The sequence below is a fragment of the Hoeflea sp. 108 genome (assembly GCF_000372965.1).
Classification (GTDB): domain Bacteria; phylum Pseudomonadota; class Alphaproteobacteria; order Rhizobiales; family Rhizobiaceae; genus Aminobacter.
Window position 1 is genome coordinate 2008078 of record NZ_KB890024.1, and the last position, 18262, is coordinate 2026339.

The following is an 18262-nucleotide window of genomic DNA, read 5'->3' on the forward strand; positions in this document are numbered from 1 at the left end:
GCCGGCCATCTCCCTCTCAAGGGGGGAGATCGGCAGCTTTGCCGGCGTGACTTACCCTCTGTTGCAGAAGGGCGCAGACCCTGATGACAGCCCATCTCCCCCCTTGAAGAGATGGCCGGCAGGCCAGAAGGGGGCAACGTCGAGCACAAGCCTTCGCCGGTTCGCCTGGGGTGTTCTTGCGGTTGCCTTTGCGTCGCTCGCAACCTCGGCACACGCCCAGAGCCTCGCGCCCTACAAGGACGATCTCTTCGCCTATCCCGGAATTCTCTCGTCGGAGGGCGATGCCTATCGCGTCGTCGACTACCAGGAGATGCGCGACATCAACGAGCGCGACCAGGTGCCGGAGCGGCGGGTGCAGGGCAAATATGTTTCGACTGGCGTCCGCAAGGTCCAGCAGGATCTGGTGCTGAAGCTTGATGCCGGCGACATCAGGCATGTTGCCGTCGGCAAGACCGAGGGCGCTTCGGTCATCGTGCTTTATCTCCATGGCCAGGGCGGCAGCCGCAAGCAGGGCGTCGACGACTTCACCTTTGGCGGCAACTTCAACCGCATCAAGAACCTGATGGCGGCCAATGGCGGGCTCTATCTTTCACCCGACTTCTCCGATTTCGGCGACAAGGGCGTGGCCGAGGTGGGAGCCCTGATCGACCACTACGCGGCGCAATCCCCTGGCGCGAAGATCGTCGTCGCCTGCGGTTCCATGGGGGGGCAGCTGTGCTGGGGGCTGGCGGGCGACGCCGGCGTGGCGAAGAAGCTGAGCGGGCTGATGCTGCTCGGCTCGCTTTGGGACGACGGTTTCCTGAAGTCGCCGGCCTTCGCAGCCAAGGTGCCAGTGTTTTTCGGCCAGGGCAGCAAGGACCCGGTCTTCCCCATCGACAAGCAGGAGGCATTCTTCCGCTCGATCCTGGCCAAGAGCAAAAGCTATCCGGCGCGTTTTGTCCGTTTTGAGACAGGCACGCATGGCACGCCGATCCGCATGACCGACTGGCGCGATACGCTCAACTGGATGCTTCAGGCGAAATAGCTCACGGCCCGGTGTTGTAGTCGAGCACGCTCTCAGGGTTGATCTCGCCGTCATAGGAAGCATCGACGTCGTATTTGATCAACGCGAAGGCACCGTCGCGGAAAATCCAGACACCGTCTGACGAGGCATCGCCAACCCCGCGCCATTTGGCATGCGAGGTCAGCGTCAGGGTCTTCTCGTCATAATCAGAGTTCACCAGCTGGCTTTCCGAGCGGTAGCCAATGACGCTGAGGCTCTCGACCTTGCCTTCGCTGTTGTCGTTCTCGTAGCGGATGTCGAGTTCGGGGGTGGCAAAGTGCTGCTGGTTCAGGCCGTCGAGCTCGGTCCACAGATAGTAGACATGGGTCTCGTTGTAGGCGCCCATCGAGCAGAAGAAGCGGAACAGCCGCGCCTCGTTCGGCTTGGCGTCCGGGGCATCCGACTTGTTGTGGTAACTGATGCCGTAGCTTTTGGCGGCGTCCTCGCCTTCGCGGCCGGCGTCGCACTGGCCTTTGTAGTCGGCGGCGAAAAGTCTGGTCGCCTGGTCAAACAGCGCGTCCGTCTCCGGGGGCGGGGCATCGCCGCATTGCTTGGGCAGGGCGGCTGCGAGGTCGCCTTCGGCCGGCTTCAGGTTGCCCTTCTCGAGCAGGATCGGCTTGAATGGCGGCTCCTGGATCGATGCGTTGACCTGGCGCGCCGTGTAGCAGCCGGCGAAGACCTTTTCCGCGCCGCTGGCGTCGATGGCACGGATCGCGACGGGAATGTTGTAGAAGATGCTGCCGGCCGCACCCTCGGAGCTTACAGCACCTGTTTCGACGTCGACGCGGTCGGTCTTGTCGTAGCCCTTGGCGAACTCGGCAAAATCCTTGGCCGGCTTGGCGTCGCCGAAATAGTCCCAGGCGCGGGCATATTCCTTGCGGCTCACCGCATTATAAAGCGAGCGCACCACGGCTGCAGGGTCGGAACGATCGTCGATGTAAGGTGTTTCAGCCGCCAGTGCCTGGAACGACCAGAGCCCCGTCAGGACCATGGTTACGGCCGCGGGTGTCGAAAAAGTCCTCATCGCGAATCTCCTGCCTGCCGCAATGATGCATCATCGATTGCGGCAGCGCAGTGACGCGCAGGACTATCATGCCTGGCGTGTCGCCATTTCGCGGGCAATGCGCGGAAAGTCCGCCGGCCGGATGCCGATATCGGCGCGATCGGAGTTGCTCATGGCATTGAGCAGCGCGAGCGCTGCACGGTAGCGCGCCTGTTCTCTGGGGCGCGGGCGGGAGAAGAACTCGGTATAGAAACCCATCTCTCAGGCTCCTGTTGATCCTCCCACTCGCACATATAGGTGATTCCTCGTTGATTGTGCAGTGCAACATAAGCATATCTGCCATGCGTGTAGCACCGGCAGGGCCGCAAACAGACCGAAAAACAATAAGATGCGGCGCGACACTCAAAGCGATTTTTAACCGGCGGGGATTATGGTCCGGCCAGTTTTGCCGTAGCATGTGTTTCGTGCGGAGGGGCTTTGCATGGGCACCGGAACCAATCGCGATTTCGCCTCGCTGCTCGACGAGTTGATCGTCGCTGCGGATCGGGACGACATTGAGCCTGCTCCGACCATCCCTTTCGACTATCTTGCCGTGGCCGAAGAGCTGCATTCGGGCCGCATCCGTGTCGATGGGCATACGGTTGCAGCCGAGTATCGCGAGGCTGGCGCCGATCTCGATGACGAGTTCGTGGCGCTCTTCGATACCATGCGGGCCGAGGCTGTCGCCGATGCCTTGCAGGATGCGATGTCGGCCGAGCCCGCTGAGCCCGAGCCATCGATCGAACCGGAGGCGATCGCCCGCGAACTCAATCTGTCCGAAGCAAAGCCGGCCGATCTCGCCAGGATGCGTCGCCGGTTTGCCCTCGCCAACCATCCTGACCGCGTGGCGCCGCACCTGCGCCAGCGCGCCATGGTGCGCATGCAGCTTGCCAACATGATGATCGACGACGCCAAGCGCCGCGCGGCAAAGACAAAGCCTGAGCACTGATACCCCTCGACAGTCGACCCGAACTGCGAAAGGCTGGGCTTGAGCCGGAGCCCGACATGCTGAGAGTGCAGAAAATCCCCCTTGATGCCATCTACGTGCCCACCGCACGGCGCAAGACGCTGCATCCCGAGACCGTACGCCATCTCGCCGAGGACATTCTGGAGAACGGCATGAAGCAGCCGATCCAGGTGCGCGTCGACGGTGACCGTTATGTGCTGATCGAGGGCCTGCATCGGCTCGAGGCCGTGAAATGGCTGGGCGAGATGTCCATCGACGCCTATCTGGTCCATGCCCGCCGCCACTGAGCGATTTTTTGACCTCTTGTGTCGGGATCGCGGGACGCCGCTCGTCTTGAAGGCGGAAACCGAATTTCCCGAAGGAGAGAAACTATGACCACCGTCGTTGACGTTGCCCCTGCCACCGACCGCGAGCTGGTTCTCGCCCGCATCATCGACGCGCCGCGCGAGAAAGTGTTCCGCTGTTGGACCGATGCGACGCTGCTGCCGAAATGGTTCGCACCGCTGCCCTGGACGACATCAAGCGCCAAGCTCGACGTGCGCGCCGGCGGCTCTAGCCTTGTCGTCATGCGCAGCCCCGAGGGCGAGGAATACCCAAATCCCGGCCTCTACCTCGAGGTCGTGCCGAACGAGAAGCTGGTCTTCACCGACGCCTTCACCGAGGCCTGGCTGCCCTCCGGCAAGCCGTTCATGGTCGGCATCCTGACCTTCGAGGACATCGGCGGCGGCAAGACCAAATACACCGCAACCGTCCGCCACTGGTCGGTCGAAGACCGCGATACCCACGAAAAGATGGGCTTCCACGGCGGCTGGGGCCTCTGCACCGAACAGCTCGAAGCGCTGGCAAAGACGCTCTGAGGGGACCTTGTCGTGCTGATTTTGAAAGGCTGGGTTCACGACCCGGCCTTTTTGACTCGGGGATCGGCACGGCCGTTCCTCCCCCTGTGGGCGAAGCTTTTTCCCCGAAAGCCTTCACGGTGGGGTTCCTAGGCCGGATGCTGCCTCTCGAAAAATCCTTATCCCCTGTCGGATGTTGCATCGCTCGCTCGTCCTAGCAACGAAGGGCCGATGAGCCCGACCACGAGGAAGGGACGATAAGATGCGCAAGTTGATGATGATGGTAGCCGTGGTTGCGGCGCTGGTGACGGGAGGTACTGCAATGGCCGAAACCAAACCGGCGGATGGCGTGAAATCGGGCCATGCCGAGGTCAACGGCGTCAATTATTACTACGAGATCCGCGGGGAGGGCGAGCCGCTGCTGCTCTTGCATGGCGGGCTGGGGTCGATCGATATGTTCGGGCCGGTGCTGCCGGCGCTGTCGAAGGGCAGGCAGGTGATCGCGGTCGATCTCTACGGTCATGGCCGTACCGCGCTGACCGAGCGCAAGATGAGCATGATCGACAGCGGCGACGATATGGCCGCGCTGCTCAAGAAGCTGGGCTACAGCAAAGTCGATGCGCTCGGCTATTCCTTTGGTTCAGGCGTGGCTCTCCGCCTTGCGGTCCAGCATCCCGAGACGGTACGCCGGCTGGCGCTGGTTTCGGCGGCCTATGCCCAGGACGGCTTCTACCCCGAGATGCTGCCGATGCAGGCCCAGGTCGGCGCAGCGATGGCCGACATGATGAAGCGGACTCCGATGTACCAGACCTATGCCGCCGTGGCGCCGAAGGTCGAGGATTTCCCGAAGCTGTTGGACCAGATGGGCGAGTTCATGCGGACGCCTTATGATTGGGCCGACGACGTCAAGACGCTGAAGATGCCGGTCATGCTGGTCTATGGCGACGGCGACATGTACCGCCCCGAGCATATCGTGAAATTCTACCAACTGCTCGGCGGCGGCCTCAAGGACGCCGGCTGGATGCGCGAGAACATGTCGCAGAACAGGCTGGCGATCATTCCCAACCGCACCCACTACGACATCTTCATGGCGCCGGAACTGGCAACCACGGTGCTGCCCTTCCTCGACGGCGAGACCACGCCGAAGAGCTGGGACGAGCAGGTGAAGGCCTCCAAGTGATGTGCCTTGGCTGCGCTGCTTCTCGATGGGGTGACGCAGCCAAAATCCTTGCTGAAAACAGGTCTGGGCTGTATCGTTCCGGCACGCTGAAGATGGCCCGCCGAGGGCAATAGTAAGATGCGGCCAGCCGACCATCACTTTGAGCTGGCGATGAAGCGGTCGAACCTCGCCGCGTGGCGCCTCGCGCCCGTTTCCGACATTCCGGCCGCCGCGATGCGATGTTACCGCGAAAGGAAGTGGTCATGGCTATCTCATTGACGATGCAGGAATATCTCGAGGACAATCACATCCACTACGATGCTGCCAAGCATGCGCGCACCGGTTGCTCGATGATGACGGCAGAAGCAAGCCACGTGCCGGGCAACGCTCTGGCAAAGGGCGTGGTGCTGAAGTGGGAGGACGGCTTCGTGCTGGCCGTGCTGCCGGCCTCGCGCCATGTCGATCTTGCCAGGATGCGCGAGATCATCGGCGACAAGGTGCGGCTTGCAACCGAAGAGGAGGCAAGCACGCTGTTTCCCGATTGCGACGAAGGTGCGGTGCCGATCCTCGGCGTACCCTATCGCGTCGCTTGCGTGATCGACGAGCAGTTGCGGCGCGGTGGCGACGTCTATTTCGAGGGCGGCGACCATCGCACCCTGGTGCATGTCAGCGGCGACGAGTTTTCGCGCCTCATGTACGGCATGCCGCAGGCGCGCATCAGCTGGTGAGCTAGCTGGCGGCCGCGCATAAGGCCGCGGCCGCCATATTGCCCGCATGATGTCACGCAATTGCCATTCGTCTGTCACGCTTCGTGATTAGAGTGGTTGGGTAACAAGGGTCACGAACGGAGGCGACCATGGCCGAACAGCCTGAGCTGACGCTGGAAGATTTGCTGCGTGAACCGATTATCCTGAAGCTGATGGAGCGTGACGGATATCGTCCCGACGACATCCGCACCTTGGCGCGGCAGGCGGTAGCCCGCGGCGTCCAGTGGGAAAGCCGCCGGCGGCTGCCGTCACGGCCCGGTGGGCCGTGCTGCAACGGCTGGACGTCCCACATCTAGGGGCTTCTGCCCATTTCCCGACAACAAGGCGACGACTGGTTTCGCCAGCTGCATGACGTTTCGGCTCGACAGGCGATGTCGCTGCCCCTATTCCCTGAACCGCGCGCAGATGTGCGCGGTTCAGCAAGGGTAGTGCGATGGCTCAGCGATACGAAGGCGGATGCATGTGCGGCGCGGTGCGTTACGTCGCCGAGGGCGTACCCGTCAACGAGCGCATCTGCCATTGCCGCAGCTGCCAGAAGGCGGTGGGTGCCGCCTTCAACGCGCGGCTGATGTTCCGCGCCGAACAGGTGTCGATGACCGGGCCGGTGAAGATCGCGTTTTCGTCGCCGGCGGTGAAGCGCGGCTTCTGCGCCGACTGCGGTACCACGGTTCTGTCCGGACGTGACGCGGCCGGTATTCTCGCCGTCACCTCCGGTTCGCTCGACGATCCCAAACAATTCCACCCGACCATGCATATCTGGGTATCGTCGAAGCAGCCCTGGCTGAAGCTGGACGACGGCTTGCCGCAATTCGAGGAAGCCGCGCCGGCCTGAGCGATCAGGCCAGAAACGCCTCGAAGCGCGGGCGTTCGAGCAGACTGGCCTGCCTCAGGCGACGATGTCGATGCCGCTGTCGCGCAGGCGCTGGAGCAAGGGTTCGCCTGGCAGCTCGTCGGTGACGATTGTGTGGATGTCGCTGAGTGAGGCGAGGCGGACGAGCGCGCGGCGGCCGAATTTGGAACTGTCTACGGCGAGGATGACCCGGCCCGACTGGCGCATGGCGGCGGAGACGGCGGCTACCTCGGCGTGATCGTCGTCGCCGATGTCGCCCTCATTGTCGACGCCGCTGACCGAGATGACGGCGATGTCGAATTTGAAGCGCCTGATGTAGTCGGCCGTCTCCTCGCGGAAGACGCCGCCATCGACCTGGCGGACGAAGCCGCCGGGCACGGCGATGGCGAAATCGGTGCTTTCGCTGAGCGTGGTGGCGACGCGCAGGCTGTAGGTGACGACGCGCAGGTCGCGATGGCGGACGAGCGCGCGGGCTACGGCCTCGCAGGTGGTGCCGGTGTCGATGAACACGGCAGCCCCGTCGGGGATCAGGTCTGCGGCGAGGCGGCCGATCTTTTCCTTCTGTGCGGCATTGTCGACGCGGCGCTGGCGCAGCACCGACGGCTCGACTGGCGTCGAGATGGTGGCCCCGCCGTGCAGGCGGCGCACCTTGCCCTGTTCCTCCAACGCCATGATGTCGCGCCGGGCTGTCTGCGTGGTCACGCCATAGAGCGTGGTGATTTCCTCGATCGATACATAGTGGTTGTGCTCGAGATAGCTGAGCAGATGCGCTTGCCGGCTCGACTTCTTGTTGTCGTTTGTCATGTCGAGCCTGTCGATCGATGTCATGCCGGCTGCGTTTCCCTCAATCCTTGCTAGCAAATTCAACCGGCCGTTTCACCCTGCCTCGGGGCAATCCCCGGTGGATGGCAACAAACGGGCGAAGAGTGGGCGGTTGTCACCATTGATGTTGCAAAACTGACATCGAAGCTCATTAATGTCTGTTTTCGTACATTTTTGGTGACCGCAACATGTCATTCGCACGGCTGCCCTGGCAGTTTCGTGACAGTTGCTGTCGCATCGCAAACATAGGAGCTTCGCGATGACGACCTTCGATGGCCGCACCCCCAACGTGCCGGCCAAGACCGCCCGCAAACCGCAGGATAGAGCGCGCAACATCGCTGCAGGCCTGCTGTGCGGCACTGCCCTGGCGCTTCAGGCGGTTTCGGCCCAGGCGGCCGAGGATTCGCTGAGGATCCTGACGCTCAACACCTGGCTCGATCGCTTCAAGCCGACGCCGGCAACGGCGGGCGAGTTCTTCATCAAGGGCAATTACGACATCCTGACCTTCCAGGAATTCCGTGCCAACAGCACCTACGCCCGCGACCTGCCGGGCGTGATGCAGGCCGCCGGGCTCGGCACTTACGGCACGCGCCAGGACAATGACGTCGGCGTGTTTTCGCGCCTGCCGGGCACGTATGGTGCCTTCACCACAGGTGCCATTGCCACCTACACGAAGGTCGACGGCACGGCAAAGCGGCCGCAGACCGTGGTCGGCACCACGCACCTCAACTATTACGACGAATCGACCAACCGCATTGTCCAGGCGAGGGCGCTGAACAGCTGGGCCAAGTCGCAGGCGGGGCCTGTCATCCTGACCGGCGACTTCAACGCCGGCGACGTGTCCGAGCGCGGCCTGCACTCGATCAGCCAGCAGGAACGGTTGCTCAAGATCTACACCAAGGCCCCGACAAATGCGTTTTATCTCTCGCTGCTGAAGCAATACGCCAAGGATCAGACGCAGCTCGACGCCTTCATCGCCCAGTGGAAGGGCAAGACGGCAGCACAGATCGATGCGGCGACGGTGCCTGCAGGGCTGTTTGCCGACGAGCTGTATCCGGTGGCCGGCAACCTGCCGCAGACCATGAACATCCTGAAGAAGCAGTACCTGCTGCTGCAGCTGCCCTCCGAGCGCGAGCAGTTCACGCCGCACGGGCTGAACGACGGCTCTGTGACCTGGCCGTCGCATGGCGAGGACGCGACCAACACCTGGGGCAGCTGGCACCGCGTCAAGATCGACCATTTCCTGGCCTCGCGGCCCTTCGGCAAGTGGTGGCAGATCAACGACGACCCGAACGATCCCTATCTCGGCGTCGTCACTGACGTCAGCTACGTAACCAATCCCGATGGTTCGAAGACGCCGCTGTCGGATCACGAGCCGGTGGCGCACAATCTGCGCTGGGTCGGGCCTCAGCTCGAATCCTACGACGACAACGGCACGGCAAAGACACGCGTCGTCTGGGGCAAGGGCGCCTCGACCTTCGCTGAAAAGGGCAGGGAGTTCGTCCTCTCGCGCAACAACATGCGCGACGACGTCTATCTCGGCCAGATTTCCGATGCCAACGGCATGCCGATCCTGGCTGGCCTGACAGATGCCGAGAAAAAGACGCTGCTCGACTGCAAGAGCACCGATGCGCGCTTCCAGCAGGCGATATCAGACTATTGCATCGACGATCACAGCTTCATCGGCGAACTGAAGGTCGCCGATGGCGGCACCGTTGTTGTCGAGGAAGACGCGGCCCTCGGCGGTGACCAGGCAAAGCTCAGGCTCGATGGCGGCAGCCTCAAGGTTGTCGGCACCGGCATGAACGTGCTCGGCCGCAATGTCGTGCTGGAGGCCGGCGGCGGCGCGCTCGACATTGCCGATGCCAACAACGTCGTCGGCATTGCCAGGGAGATCTCGGGCACCGGCAGCCTGACCAAGGCCGGCCTTGGTGCTCTCGTTCTCGACGGCACGCACAGCTACACCGGCAGCACCATCGTCAAGGCGGGCGCGCTGGCTGTGAACGGCTCGATAGCCAGCTCTGCGCTGACCACTGTCGAAGCGGGCGCAGCACTCGGCGGCTCGGGCACGCTTGGCAATGTGGTTATCGCTTCGGGCGGTACGTTGAAGCCGGGCAATTCGATCGGCACGATCAACGTCACGGGCGACATCACCTTCGAGGCCGGCTCGAAATTCGAGGTCGAGGCCAACCACAAGGGCGAGAGCGACAAGGTCGCAGCGACGGGCAAGGCCATTCTCAAGGGCGGCTCGGTGCTGACGCTGGCTACAGGCAACAACTACGCGCCGCAGACGAGCTACAAGATCGTCACCGCCGGTGGCGGTGTCTCCGGCACCTTCGCCGACGTCAGTTCGAACCTCGCCTTCCTCGACCCGACGCTGGCCTATGGCGCCAACGACGTGACGCTGACGCTCAGCCGCAACGACATCTCTTTCGCCGAAGTCGGCGTAAACGGAAACCAGAAGGCGACCGCAGCAGCCCTCGAAAGCCTCGGCTTCGGCAACGCTGCCTACACCGCTGTCGCCAATCTTGACGAAGCCGGCGCGCAAGATGCATTCCAGCAGCTGTCGGGTGAGGTGCACTCCTCGGCCAAGGGCATGATGATGCAGGACGGCGGCGTCATGCTCGACGCGGCCACCAGCCGGATCGACCAGGCCTTCGGCGAGGCGCCCGCGGTGAGCATGCCGGTCATGGCCTATGGCGACGACGGCCTGGAACTCGCGCCTGCCGACACCGACCGCTTCGCCTTGTGGACGCGGGCCTTCGGCTCATGGGGCGACAGCAAGGCGGATGCCAGCAATGTCGGTTTCGACCGCAGCACCGGCGGATTGCTTGTCGGTGGCGACGCACTGGTCGGCGACGCCTGGCGCGCGGGTGTCATTGCCGGCTACAGCCGCTCGTCCTTCAGCACCGCCAATGGAGGGTCGAGCGGCAGCAGCGACAACTACCATGTCGCCGTCAATGCCGGCACCCGCGCCGGGCCGTTCGGCCTGACCGTCGGGGCCGGCTACACCTGGCACCGCTTCGACACGCAGCGCAATGTCGCCTTCGGAGGCTTCACCGACGCATTGTCCGCCAACTACAGCGGCGGCACCGCGCAGGTGTTTGGCGAGGCGAGCTACAAGGTCGATGCGGGGCGCTTCGCGGTCGAGGGCTTCTCCAACCTGACCTATGTGAACTTGCGCACGAGCGCCTTCACAGAGACGGGTGGGGCGGCGGCACTGTCGAGTGCAGCATCGAGCAGCGACGTAACCTTCACCACGCTCGGCGTGCGCGGCTCGACCGACGTTTCGCTTGGGGCAACCGAGGCCACTGTCCACGGCACGCTGGGTTGGCGCCATGCCTTCGGCGAGGTCGCGCCTACGTCGTCCTTCGCCTTCGACGGCAGCGGCGACTTCGACATCTCCGGTGCCGCGATTGCCAGGGATGCGGCCGTTCTCGGCGCGGGTATCGACTTCGCCATCGCTCCGAAGACGAAGCTCGGCATCAGCTACACTGGACAGGTCAGCAGCAAGGCATCTGATCACGGCATCGACGCCAAGCTTGCGGTCAACTTCTGAGAACCGCGGCCCACCCGGCCGGTTTGCGCCGGCCGGGTGAGACCAAGAAGCTTCTGGCGTCGAACAAGGCATCCGCGGCCATGGGGCCACGGCCGCGGATGCTGAGTCTAGTCTACCCTGTGGCCTTCGAGGATACGCTCCACCGGCGCCCAGCCGATGTAACGCGGCTGGGTCCAGCCTTCGGCGGGTTCGAGGTTTTCGACCGCCAGCATGTCGTCGATGCGCACCTCGTCCCAGGCGTGGACGACGCGGCCGTCGCCGAGATGCAGTCCGACATGACCGTAATTGGCGTGCTCGTCGAACAACTCGCCCGACATGTCGTAGAAGACGAAGGCGCCGCGCGGCGGAATGCCCTGAGGCGTCCCGGTCACGCCGTACTCGTCGGCAGACTCCTTGGCGGAGTCCCCGCCGAACATCTCGATAGCGTTGGATTGCTCATAGGCATCCTCGACAAAGGCGAGGCAGCGGAAGCAGTAGCTGTCGTCTCCAAGCTGGGAGAGCGCCCAGGTGATGGCGTTATCGATGTAGTGGTCTGGAATTGTCACTGGATGGATGTCCTGTTGGAGAATGAGATGTGATGGTCGTGATCAAAGTCATTGCGATGCGCGCCATTTTGATCTCCATGTCAGGTAACCTAATATAAGCGCAGGCGATATTGCTATGAGGCTTATGTCACCATACGAGTTTGTGTGTATGGCGGGCGGAGTGCTTACAGTTGTTCACGCCGAATGCGCAAGATGCCTACGCATGATTTTTGGTTGCTTGACGAATGGTGTTGTCAAAACTATCAGCGACCAGGGCGAATGCCCGATCGTTGGCGGACGAGACGAACCGCGCCGGCTTTGCCGGGTCAGAAAAATCCACGCTGGAAACTGCCATGACCGAACAGCCAACTTCGGCCTCCGAAGTCTCGTTGCGCCGCATCACCTCGCAGACCGTCTATGACATCTGCGAATTGAGCGAGACACTGAGCGAAGCCCAGCGCAACAAGGTGGCCGACAACGGAACCTCGATTGCCGAGGCGCATTTTTCCGAGAATGCCTGGTTCCGCGCTGTCTATGCCGACGACACGCCTGTCGGTTTCGTGATGCTGCATATCGGCTCCGACTTCGACGTCATCGACTGCCCAGGTGCGTTCCTCTGGCGCTTCATGATTGCGGGGCCGTTTCAGCGCATGGGCTTCGGCGAGAAGGCGATCGCGCTCGTCGCCCGCGAGATGAAGGCGCGGGGCTTTGGCGAACTCTTCACCAGCTATGGCCTGGGCGAGGCGAGCCCGGAGGGCTTCTACAAGCGCCTCGGCTTCGTTGCGACCGGCGAGACCTATGACGATGAGGTCGAGGCCGTGCTGAAGTTCACGAACAGGTAGCTGCCGAACGGCGCGGGCCGTGCATCACGCGCGGCCCGCGCAGTCCAGATAGCCCAGCCTGCCGAGATGGCGGTCGATCGTCTCCAATTGCCGGGCGAAGGGAAGCGTCCCGTCGATCACGATATCGGCGGATTCGACCAGGGCGCGATCATTGAAAAGCGCGTGGCCGTCGCCGGCGTAGAAGCGCAACTCGTCCATTAGGTCCTCAAGTGAAAGCTCCTCCGCGGCGTCATAGTCGCGGATCAGCCGGCGGCACAGGGCGATGTCCTTGGGCAGGCCGATATGCACTGCGAGGTCGATCATGCCAGCGGTTTGCCCATGGAGCCGGCCGAGCGGGGCATCGAAGAACACCAGCGCGGTGGGCCGCACCCGCTCGCCAGTGATCGGATGAATTCTGGCCTCGCTCATCTTCAAGCCTCGAAGCATTCCGGCGAGTTCGGCGTAGTTCCACTCGCTGTAGTCGCGTCCGTCCTGGAACCAATCGAGATAGTCGTCGGGATGTACTGAAATCCCGTCGAAATCGTCCCAGCTGAGGTGGCTGGCATGGTGGCGGGTTGCCAAGGCCCGTGTCAGCGTCGTCTTGCCGGCGCCTGAAATGCCTGAAATTGCGATGATCCTGGACATGCAGGATGTATCCCGGATCAGGCTGGCGGCAACATTGCGGAAAGCTTGGGACGCCTTTGCCGAAGCAATCTACATATTGGACTTCGCCCAAATCGTTCCCATATCTTCGTATGAGGAGCTTTTTGAGCGTGAAACGCGCTGGTTTGGCCCTTTTTGCCGCGGCAGTGCTTGCCGCCGTGGCCGTCATTCCCTCGACAGTGATGAGCGAAGGAAGCGGCCGCAATCCGTTAGCGTTGACCATCGAGATCGACGGTGCCATCGGCCCGGCCAGTGCCCGGCAGCTCCAGGAGGGGCTGGTGACCGCAGCCGAACGCAAGGCCGAAGTCGTCATCCTCGAGCTGAACACACCCGGCGGGCTGGTCACCTCGATGCGCGAGATGATCGCCGACATCCTGGCTTCGCCCATTCCCGTCATCGGCTATGTCGCCCCCGCTGGTGGGCATGCGGCGAGCGCGGGCACCTACATCCTATACGCAACCCATCTGGCGGCGATGACGCCGGGCACCAACATCGGCGCGGCAACGCCAATTGAGATCGGCGGATTGCCGTCGCTGCCGGGCGGCGGCAACAACAACGACAGTAAGGATCAGAAGGGTGCCGCCCCGGGCGAGCCGGCGGGCGATCCGATGATGGCCAAGGTCACCAATGATGCCGTGGCGCTGATCCGCAGCCTTGCCGAGTTGCGCGGGCGCAATGCCGAGTGGGGCGAAAAGGCCGTGCGCGAGGCGGCCACTCTCACGGCCAATGCAGCGCTTGAGCAGCACGTCATCGAGATTGTCGCCCACGACAAGGCCGAGCTGTTGCGTCTTGCCGATGGCCGCATAGTCGATGTCGCCGGCCGCAAGGAAGTGCTGGCGACCAGGAATATCCAGGAAGAGACGGTGAGGCCGGGCTGGCTTATCCAGCTGCTTCAGGTCATCACCGATCCCAACGTTGCCATCATCCTGATGCTGGTCGGCGTCTATGGCCTCGTCTTCGAATTTTCGAGCCCTGGCATGGTGGCGCCTGGCGTGGTCGGCACCATCTGCCTGCTGCTCGGGCTCTATGCCCTCAACTTCCTGCCTATCAACTATGCCGGGCTGGCGCTGATGCTGCTTGGCATCGCATTCCTTATCATGGAGGCGCTGAACCCGACGGTCGTGCTGGGCTTGGGCGGCGCGGCGGCCTTCCTTCTGGGAGCGGCGATGCTGCTCAGGGTCGAGGCGCCGGGTTTTGCCCTGTCATGGGCTGTGGTGGGAACGGCGGCCGCGTTGTCGTTGGGGCTGGCGCTGCTGGCAGGCAGCTACCTGCTTGCCGTACGCAAGAGGCCGTCGCCAGTTGGTGCCCAGGCGATGCGGGGCCTGCCGGCGAAAGTGGTCGACTGGCAGGCATGCGAGGGCCACGTGATGGCCCAGGGCGAACGTTGGCGCGCGCGCTCGGACGAGGCCTTTGTGCCGGGCGAAGGCGTCGAGGTCACAGGCATCAAGGGGCTCGTGCTGTCGGTGCGGCGCTTACAATCCCAGAGCCCAGCCCGGGATCCAGGCAACGGAGAACAATCATGATCATCGGCTATGTGACCTACCTGCTCCTCGCGCTGGCCGTGATCATGTTCCTGAGCGCGGCCATCAAGATCTTGCGCGAGTATGAGCGCGGCGTGATCTTTTCGCTGGGCCGCTTCACCGGGGTGAAGGGACCGGGTCTGATCCTGCTGATACCGTTCGTCCAGCAGATCGTGCGCGTCGACCTGCGCGTCGTGGTGCAGGACGTGCCGCCGCAGGACGTGATTTCGCGCGACAATGTCTCGGTGAAGGTCAATGCGGTGCTCTACTTCCGCATCGTCGATCCTGAGCGCGCGATCATCAGGGTCGAGGACTACATGGCAGCCACGAGCCAGCTGGCGCAGACCACGGTGCGTTCGGTGCTCGGCAAGCACGAACTCGACGAGATGCTGGCCGAGCGCGACAAGCTCAATGCCGCCATCCAGGAAATCCTCGACCAGCAGACGGACGCCTGGGGTATCAAGGTGACCAATGTCGAGATTAAGCATGTCGATCTCAACGAGAGCATGGTGCGGGCGATAGCCAAGCAGGCCGAGGCTGAGCGGCTGCGGCGCGCCAAGGTGATCAATGCCGACGGCGAACAGCAGGCGGCGCAGAAGCTGGTCGAGGCCGGCCGCATGCTGGCAGCCGAGCCGCAGGCGATGCAACTGCGCTATTTCGAGGCGCTGCACGATATCTCGGGCGAGCGCTCGTCGACGGTGGTGTTCCCGCTGCCAATCGACCTGCTTGCTCTGTTCAACAAGCAGGGCGGCAACTCCGGCAGCAAGTAGTCAGGCAGCGCGGGCGATTGCCGAGCCATCGGCGCCGAACAGCGACACCCTGTTGCCGTCGATGGCAATGCCGACCGTTTCGCCGATGCGCACCTTGGTATCGGCGGGCGCGTTGACGTTGATCAGGCCGAGCCGATCGTTGCGGACGAAAACGCTGGTGTTGCCGCCGAGATATTCGGCGACCTCGACCGTGCCGCGGCAATTGCCGTTGTCGGGTGCGACCAGCGTCAGATGCTCGGGGCGGGCGCCGAGTTGGGTCGGCGCTCCGGAGAAGGCGAGGGATAGCGCACCCTGTCCGGAAAGATCGAGCTCGCCGTCGCCCGACGGCGCGCAAGCGAGCACGTTCATCTTGGGGCTGCCGATGAACTGGGCGACGAACAGATTGGCGGGGCGCTCGTAGAGCTCGTGCGGACTGCCGTGCTGCATGACGCGCCCCTCCTTGAGCACGACGATGCGGTCGGCGAGCGTCATCGCCTCGACCTGGTCGTGGGTAACGTAGATCATGGTGGCGCCGAGCGCACGGTGCAGCTTGGCGATCTCCAGCCGCATGTCGACGCGCAACGCGGCATCGAGGTTGGACAGCGGTTCGTCGAACAGGAAGGCGACGGGCTGCCGCACGATGGCACGGCCGATTGCGACGCGCTGGCGCTGGCCGCCCGAGAGCTGGCGCGGGTAGCGATCGAGCAGATGGGTGAGCTTCAGCGTGTCGGCGGCCTGGTCGACCTTGGCCTTGATCGCATCCGGCGACAGTTTAGCCAGCTTGAGCCCGAAGCCCATATTCTGTCGCACGGTCATATGCGGATAAAGCGCGTAGGACTGGAACACCATGGCGAGCTGGCGCTCGACCGGCGGCGCCTTGGTGACGTCGCGGCCGTCGATGAACAGGTGGCCGGAGGTGGTCTCCTCAAGGCCTGCGATCATGCGCAGCAGCGTGGACTTGCCGCAGCCGGACGGGCCGACGATGACGACGAACTCGCCGTCTGAAATGTCGAGGTCGAGATTCCTGATGATCTCGGTGCCGCCGTAACGCTTGCCGGCCTTCTGGAGCGAAATCGTACTCATAGAGTCCTCCGAACATTTTCTCGCTGCACATCGTACGTTCCGAAAGTCTTGGGATTTTCGGGTCGATGCGCGTTCAGCCCTTGACCGCGCCGGCCGTCATCGACCCGCTGATCTGGCGATACATGATGAGGCCAAGCAGCATCGGCGGCAGCGCGCCGACGATCATGACGGCCGAGGCAACGCCCCACTGCACGCCACCGCCGCTGGCGGCGAAGAAGAACGATGCGCCGACGGTGATCGGCACGGCCTTGGACGTGGTCAGCATCAGGCCGAACAGGAACTCGTTCCAGGCGGTGATGAAGCCGAAGATCAGGCTGGTGACGATCGCCGGACGGCAGAGCGGTGCGATGACTTTGGTCAGGATCTGGAAGCGCGTCGCGCCGTCCATCAGCGCCGCTTCATCCAGTTCGCCCGGCAGGTCGCGGATAGCGTTGACCAGGATGACCAGCGCCAGCGGCAGGTTGACGATGGTGAGGATCAGGCCGAGGCCAAGGCGCGTATCGAGCAGCGAAAGCCACTGGAACATCATGTAGAGTGGGATGGCGAAGATGATGAGCGGCACGGCGCGCAAATTGACGATGAACGGCAGAAGCGTGCGTTCGCCGAGCTTGCCGCGGGCGATTGCATAGGCCGCGGGCAGGGCAAGTGCCACGGCAAGCAGCGTGCCGAGGGCTGCGACCGCGACGCTGTTCATCAGATAGAGAAAAATGTTCAGCCGGTCGGAGACGGTGAAGACGGTGGCGTAGTTGTCGAGCGTCGGCGCATAGACCCAGAGGCCGGGATTGGTGGAGAGCTCGCGCGCGCTCTTGAACGAGGTCGAGAGCGTGACGAGGATCGGGAAATTCATCGCAAGTGCGGCGATGGCGAAGACGATCCAGCGGAGGGCGTTGATCATCAGCGGGCTCCCTTGCGGCGGGCGGCGAGCGCGTTGAGGCCGTAGAGCACGGCGAACGACACCACGAACAGAATGACGGAAGCCGCGACCGCCTTGCCGATGGCACCCTGCTTGAAGAAGGCTTCGTAGATGTAGATCGACAACGAAGCGGTGGAACCGCCCGGGCCGCTGCCGGTCAGGACGTAGACATTGTCGAAGACGCGGAAGCCGTCGATGAAGCGGATGAGCAGGGCGACCACGATTGTCGGCGCCATCAGCGGCAGCTCGATGTACCAGAGCCTGTGGCGGTAGCGCGCGCCATCCATGGCGGACGCCTCGACGATCTCCTTGGGGATGGCCTGGTAGGCCATGTAGAAGAGCAGGAAGGCGAACGGGGTCCACTGCAGCGTCTCGACCACGATCAATGTCCAGAAAGCCGATGCCGGGCCAAGAAACGAGAAGCTCGCGCCGAACCAGGTCCATAGATAATAGGGTACAGGGCCGACGAATTCGTGCAGCACGAGGCGGTACATCAGGCCGACGAGCGCCGGCGCCACCATCAGCGGCAGCATCAGGATCGCCATCAGCCAGCTGCGCTTTTCGATGAGCGGTGACAGGAAGATGGCGAGGAACAGGCCGAGCGCGCATTCGAGCAGGGCGGTCAGCAGGCCGAAGCGGAAGGAGAACCAGGTCGCCTGCCAGAACGAAGTGTCGTTCCAGACCGCCGCGAAATTGGCGAAGCCTGTTATCTCGGGGCTGCGCAGGGTCTCGAAGCTGACCTCGGACACCGAATAGACGAGGTTGACGATCGCCGGGAAGCCGAGGAAGACGAGCAGGAACAGCACCAGTGGCACTGCCAGCAGACGGAATTCGGACGAGGGGGCGCGTTGCGAAAGCGTTGTCATCAATCGATCTAAGGCTGGCTTTCCAATGGAAGCAATGGTGGCTGGCCGACCCCGTGGGCGGAGTCGTCGTCAGGCGTCA

Annotated in this window: 21 protein-coding genes; 12 read left to right on the forward strand and 9 right to left on the reverse strand. The window is 63.3% G+C overall.

Features of this window, described 5'->3' with window-relative positions; all coding sequences use genetic code 11:
* The first annotated feature begins 103 nt into the window (after positions 1-103).
* Entirely contained in the window at positions 104-1024 is a 921-nt protein-coding gene (locus B015_RS0109760) for an alpha/beta hydrolase (RefSeq protein ID WP_018427504.1), read from the forward strand.
* Between the two features lies 1 nt (position 1025).
* On the opposite strand, the gene B015_RS0109765 is transcribed toward B015_RS0109760, so the two are convergent.
* Positions 1026-2066: a DUF1176 domain-containing protein gene (locus B015_RS0109765; RefSeq protein ID WP_026227092.1), complete on the reverse strand. Its 1041-nt coding sequence runs from the start codon at positions 2064-2066 to the stop codon at positions 1026-1028.
* Positions 2067-2132: 66 nt separating this feature from the next.
* A complete protein-coding gene (locus B015_RS32510) occupies positions 2133-2303 on the reverse strand; it encodes a DUF1127 domain-containing protein (RefSeq protein WP_018427506.1) in 171 nt (56 codons plus the stop codon).
* 223 nt (positions 2304-2526) lie between these two features.
* On the opposite strand from B015_RS32510, the gene B015_RS0109775 reads away from it, so the two are divergent.
* The 7 genes from B015_RS0109775 (at position 2527) to B015_RS0109805 (ending at position 6645) form a co-directional block, all read left to right on the forward strand.
* Positions 2527-3033 (forward strand): hypothetical protein, encoded by a 507-nt coding sequence (locus B015_RS0109775; protein ID WP_018427507.1) that lies wholly within the window; start codon positions 2527-2529, stop codon positions 3031-3033.
* Between the two features lie 56 nt (positions 3034-3089).
* Positions 3090-3338, forward strand: coding sequence for a ParB N-terminal domain-containing protein (locus tag B015_RS0109780; RefSeq protein ID WP_018427508.1), 249 nt, complete (start codon positions 3090-3092; stop codon positions 3336-3338).
* An 84-nt stretch (positions 3339-3422) separates the two neighbouring features.
* Positions 3423-3908 (forward strand): SRPBCC family protein, encoded by a 486-nt coding sequence (locus B015_RS0109785; RefSeq protein ID WP_018427509.1) that lies wholly within the window; start codon positions 3423-3425, stop codon positions 3906-3908.
* 241 nt (positions 3909-4149) lie between these two features.
* Positions 4150-5067 (forward strand): alpha/beta hydrolase, encoded by a 918-nt coding sequence (locus B015_RS0109790; RefSeq protein ID WP_018427510.1) that lies wholly within the window; start codon positions 4150-4152, stop codon positions 5065-5067.
* Between the two features lie 242 nt (positions 5068-5309).
* A complete protein-coding gene (locus B015_RS0109795; protein ID WP_026227093.1) occupies positions 5310-5774 on the forward strand; it encodes a YbaK/EbsC family protein in 465 nt (154 codons plus the stop codon).
* 128 nt (positions 5775-5902) lie between these two features.
* Positions 5903-6109 carry a hypothetical protein gene (locus B015_RS0109800; protein WP_018427512.1) on the forward strand — a complete coding sequence of 69 codons (207 nt, stop codon included), beginning with the start codon at positions 5903-5905 and terminating at the stop codon, positions 6107-6109.
* Positions 6110-6246: 137 nt separating this feature from the next.
* The gene (locus B015_RS0109805) at positions 6247-6645 is read left to right on the forward strand and encodes a GFA family protein (protein ID WP_040456124.1); all 399 of its coding nucleotides are present in this window, start codon (positions 6247-6249) and stop codon (positions 6643-6645) included.
* Positions 6646-6699: 54 nt separating this feature from the next.
* Here the strand turns inward: B015_RS0109805 and B015_RS0109810 are convergent, their stop codons facing one another.
* The gene (locus tag B015_RS0109810; protein WP_018427514.1) at positions 6700-7491 is read right to left on the reverse strand and encodes a DeoR/GlpR family DNA-binding transcription regulator; all 792 of its coding nucleotides are present in this window, start codon (positions 7489-7491) and stop codon (positions 6700-6702) included.
* A gap of 253 nt (positions 7492-7744) precedes the next feature.
* Here B015_RS0109810 and B015_RS0109815 point away from each other — a divergent pair, with 253 nt between their 5' ends.
* Positions 7745-11044 carry an autotransporter domain-containing protein gene (locus B015_RS0109815; RefSeq protein ID WP_018427515.1) on the forward strand — a complete coding sequence of 1100 codons (3300 nt, stop codon included), beginning with the start codon at positions 7745-7747 and terminating at the stop codon, positions 11042-11044.
* Positions 11045-11151: 107 nt separating this feature from the next.
* Here the strand turns inward: B015_RS0109815 and B015_RS0109820 are convergent, their stop codons facing one another.
* Both B015_RS0109820 and B015_RS33235 read right to left on the reverse strand, forming a co-directional pair.
* Positions 11152-11589: an NlpC/P60 family protein gene (locus B015_RS0109820; protein ID WP_018427516.1), complete on the reverse strand. Its 438-nt coding sequence runs from the start codon at positions 11587-11589 to the stop codon at positions 11152-11154.
* A gap of 196 nt (positions 11590-11785) precedes the next feature.
* Positions 11786-11923: a hypothetical protein gene (locus B015_RS33235; protein WP_157632706.1), complete on the reverse strand. Its 138-nt coding sequence runs from the start codon at positions 11921-11923 to the stop codon at positions 11786-11788.
* Here B015_RS33235 and B015_RS0109825 point away from each other — a divergent pair.
* A complete protein-coding gene (locus B015_RS0109825) occupies positions 11922-12410 on the forward strand; it encodes a GNAT family N-acetyltransferase (protein WP_026227094.1) in 489 nt (162 codons plus the stop codon). The two genes, B015_RS33235 and B015_RS0109825, sit on opposite strands and share 2 nt — an antisense overlap.
* A gap of 24 nt (positions 12411-12434) precedes the next feature.
* Here the strand turns inward: B015_RS0109825 and B015_RS0109830 are convergent, their stop codons facing one another.
* Positions 12435-13034: a hypothetical protein gene (locus tag B015_RS0109830; protein ID WP_018427518.1), complete on the reverse strand. Its 600-nt coding sequence runs from the start codon at positions 13032-13034 to the stop codon at positions 12435-12437.
* A 200-nt stretch (positions 13035-13234) separates the two neighbouring features.
* Here B015_RS0109830 and B015_RS0109835 point away from each other — a divergent pair, with 200 nt between their 5' ends.
* Both B015_RS0109835 and B015_RS0109840 read left to right on the forward strand, forming a co-directional pair.
* On the forward strand, positions 13235-14575 hold the full coding sequence (locus tag B015_RS0109835; protein WP_245262310.1) for a nodulation protein NfeD: 1341 nt from the start codon (positions 13235-13237) through the stop codon (positions 14573-14575).
* Entirely contained in the window at positions 14572-15342 is a 771-nt protein-coding gene (locus tag B015_RS0109840) for a slipin family protein (RefSeq protein ID WP_018427520.1), read from the forward strand. Before B015_RS0109835 ends, B015_RS0109840 begins: the two co-directional genes overlap by 4 nt.
* Here the strand turns inward: B015_RS0109840 and B015_RS0109845 are convergent, their stop codons facing one another.
* The 3 genes from B015_RS0109845 to B015_RS0109855 form a co-directional block, all read right to left on the reverse strand.
* The gene (locus B015_RS0109845) at positions 15343-16404 is read right to left on the reverse strand and encodes an ABC transporter ATP-binding protein (protein WP_018427521.1); all 1062 of its coding nucleotides are present in this window, start codon (positions 16402-16404) and stop codon (positions 15343-15345) included.
* A 73-nt stretch (positions 16405-16477) separates the two neighbouring features.
* The gene (locus B015_RS0109850) at positions 16478-17299 is read right to left on the reverse strand and encodes a carbohydrate ABC transporter permease (protein WP_018427522.1); all 822 of its coding nucleotides are present in this window, start codon (positions 17297-17299) and stop codon (positions 16478-16480) included.
* On the reverse strand, positions 17299-18183 hold the full coding sequence (locus B015_RS0109855) for a sugar ABC transporter permease (protein WP_018427523.1): 885 nt from the start codon (positions 18181-18183) through the stop codon (positions 17299-17301). Before B015_RS0109855 ends, B015_RS0109850 begins: the two co-directional genes overlap by 1 nt.
* Positions 18184-18262: the final 79 nt, after the last annotated feature.

What these genes read in the sequence shown, in the direction of transcription:
- B015_RS0109795 (WP_026227093.1), top strand. Translation starts at nt 5,310, where the DNA reads ATGGCTATCTCATTGACGATGCAGGAATATCTCGAGGACAATCACATC.
- B015_RS0109840 (WP_018427520.1), top strand. Translation starts at nt 14,572, where the DNA reads ATGATCATCGGCTATGTGACCTACCTGCTCCTCGCGCTGGCCGTGATC.
- B015_RS33235 (WP_157632706.1), bottom strand. Translation starts at nt 11,923, where the DNA reads ATGGCAGTTTCCAGCGTGGATTTTTCTGACCCGGCAAAGCCGGCGCGG.
- B015_RS0109800 (WP_018427512.1), top strand. Translation starts at nt 5,903, where the DNA reads ATGGCCGAACAGCCTGAGCTGACGCTGGAAGATTTGCTGCGTGAACCG.
- B015_RS0109850 (WP_018427522.1), bottom strand. Translation starts at nt 17,299, where the DNA reads ATGATCAACGCCCTCCGCTGGATCGTCTTCGCCATCGCCGCACTTGCG.
- B015_RS0109815 (WP_018427515.1), top strand. Translation starts at nt 7,745, where the DNA reads ATGACGACCTTCGATGGCCGCACCCCCAACGTGCCGGCCAAGACCGCC.
- B015_RS32510 (WP_018427506.1), bottom strand. Translation starts at nt 2,303, where the DNA reads ATGGGTTTCTATACCGAGTTCTTCTCCCGCCCGCGCCCCAGAGAACAG.
- B015_RS0109825 (WP_026227094.1), top strand. Translation starts at nt 11,922, where the DNA reads ATGACCGAACAGCCAACTTCGGCCTCCGAAGTCTCGTTGCGCCGCATC.
- B015_RS0109810 (WP_018427514.1), bottom strand. Translation starts at nt 7,491, where the DNA reads ATGACATCGATCGACAGGCTCGACATGACAAACGACAACAAGAAGTCG.
- B015_RS0109790 (WP_018427510.1), top strand. Translation starts at nt 4,150, where the DNA reads ATGCGCAAGTTGATGATGATGGTAGCCGTGGTTGCGGCGCTGGTGACG.
- B015_RS0109855 (WP_018427523.1), bottom strand. Translation starts at nt 18,183, where the DNA reads ATGACAACGCTTTCGCAACGCGCCCCCTCGTCCGAATTCCGTCTGCTG.
- B015_RS0109830 (WP_018427518.1), bottom strand. Translation starts at nt 13,034, where the DNA reads ATGTCCAGGATCATCGCAATTTCAGGCATTTCAGGCGCCGGCAAGACG.
- B015_RS0109785 (WP_018427509.1), top strand. Translation starts at nt 3,423, where the DNA reads ATGACCACCGTCGTTGACGTTGCCCCTGCCACCGACCGCGAGCTGGTT.
- B015_RS0109775 (WP_018427507.1), top strand. Translation starts at nt 2,527, where the DNA reads ATGGGCACCGGAACCAATCGCGATTTCGCCTCGCTGCTCGACGAGTTG.
- B015_RS0109765 (WP_026227092.1), bottom strand. Translation starts at nt 2,066, where the DNA reads ATGAGGACTTTTTCGACACCCGCGGCCGTAACCATGGTCCTGACGGGG.
- B015_RS0109805 (WP_040456124.1), top strand. Translation starts at nt 6,247, where the DNA reads ATGGCTCAGCGATACGAAGGCGGATGCATGTGCGGCGCGGTGCGTTAC.
- B015_RS0109780 (WP_018427508.1), top strand. Translation starts at nt 3,090, where the DNA reads ATGCTGAGAGTGCAGAAAATCCCCCTTGATGCCATCTACGTGCCCACC.
- B015_RS0109835 (WP_245262310.1), top strand. Translation starts at nt 13,235, where the DNA reads ATGAGCGAAGGAAGCGGCCGCAATCCGTTAGCGTTGACCATCGAGATC.
- B015_RS0109845 (WP_018427521.1), bottom strand. Translation starts at nt 16,404, where the DNA reads ATGAGTACGATTTCGCTCCAGAAGGCCGGCAAGCGTTACGGCGGCACC.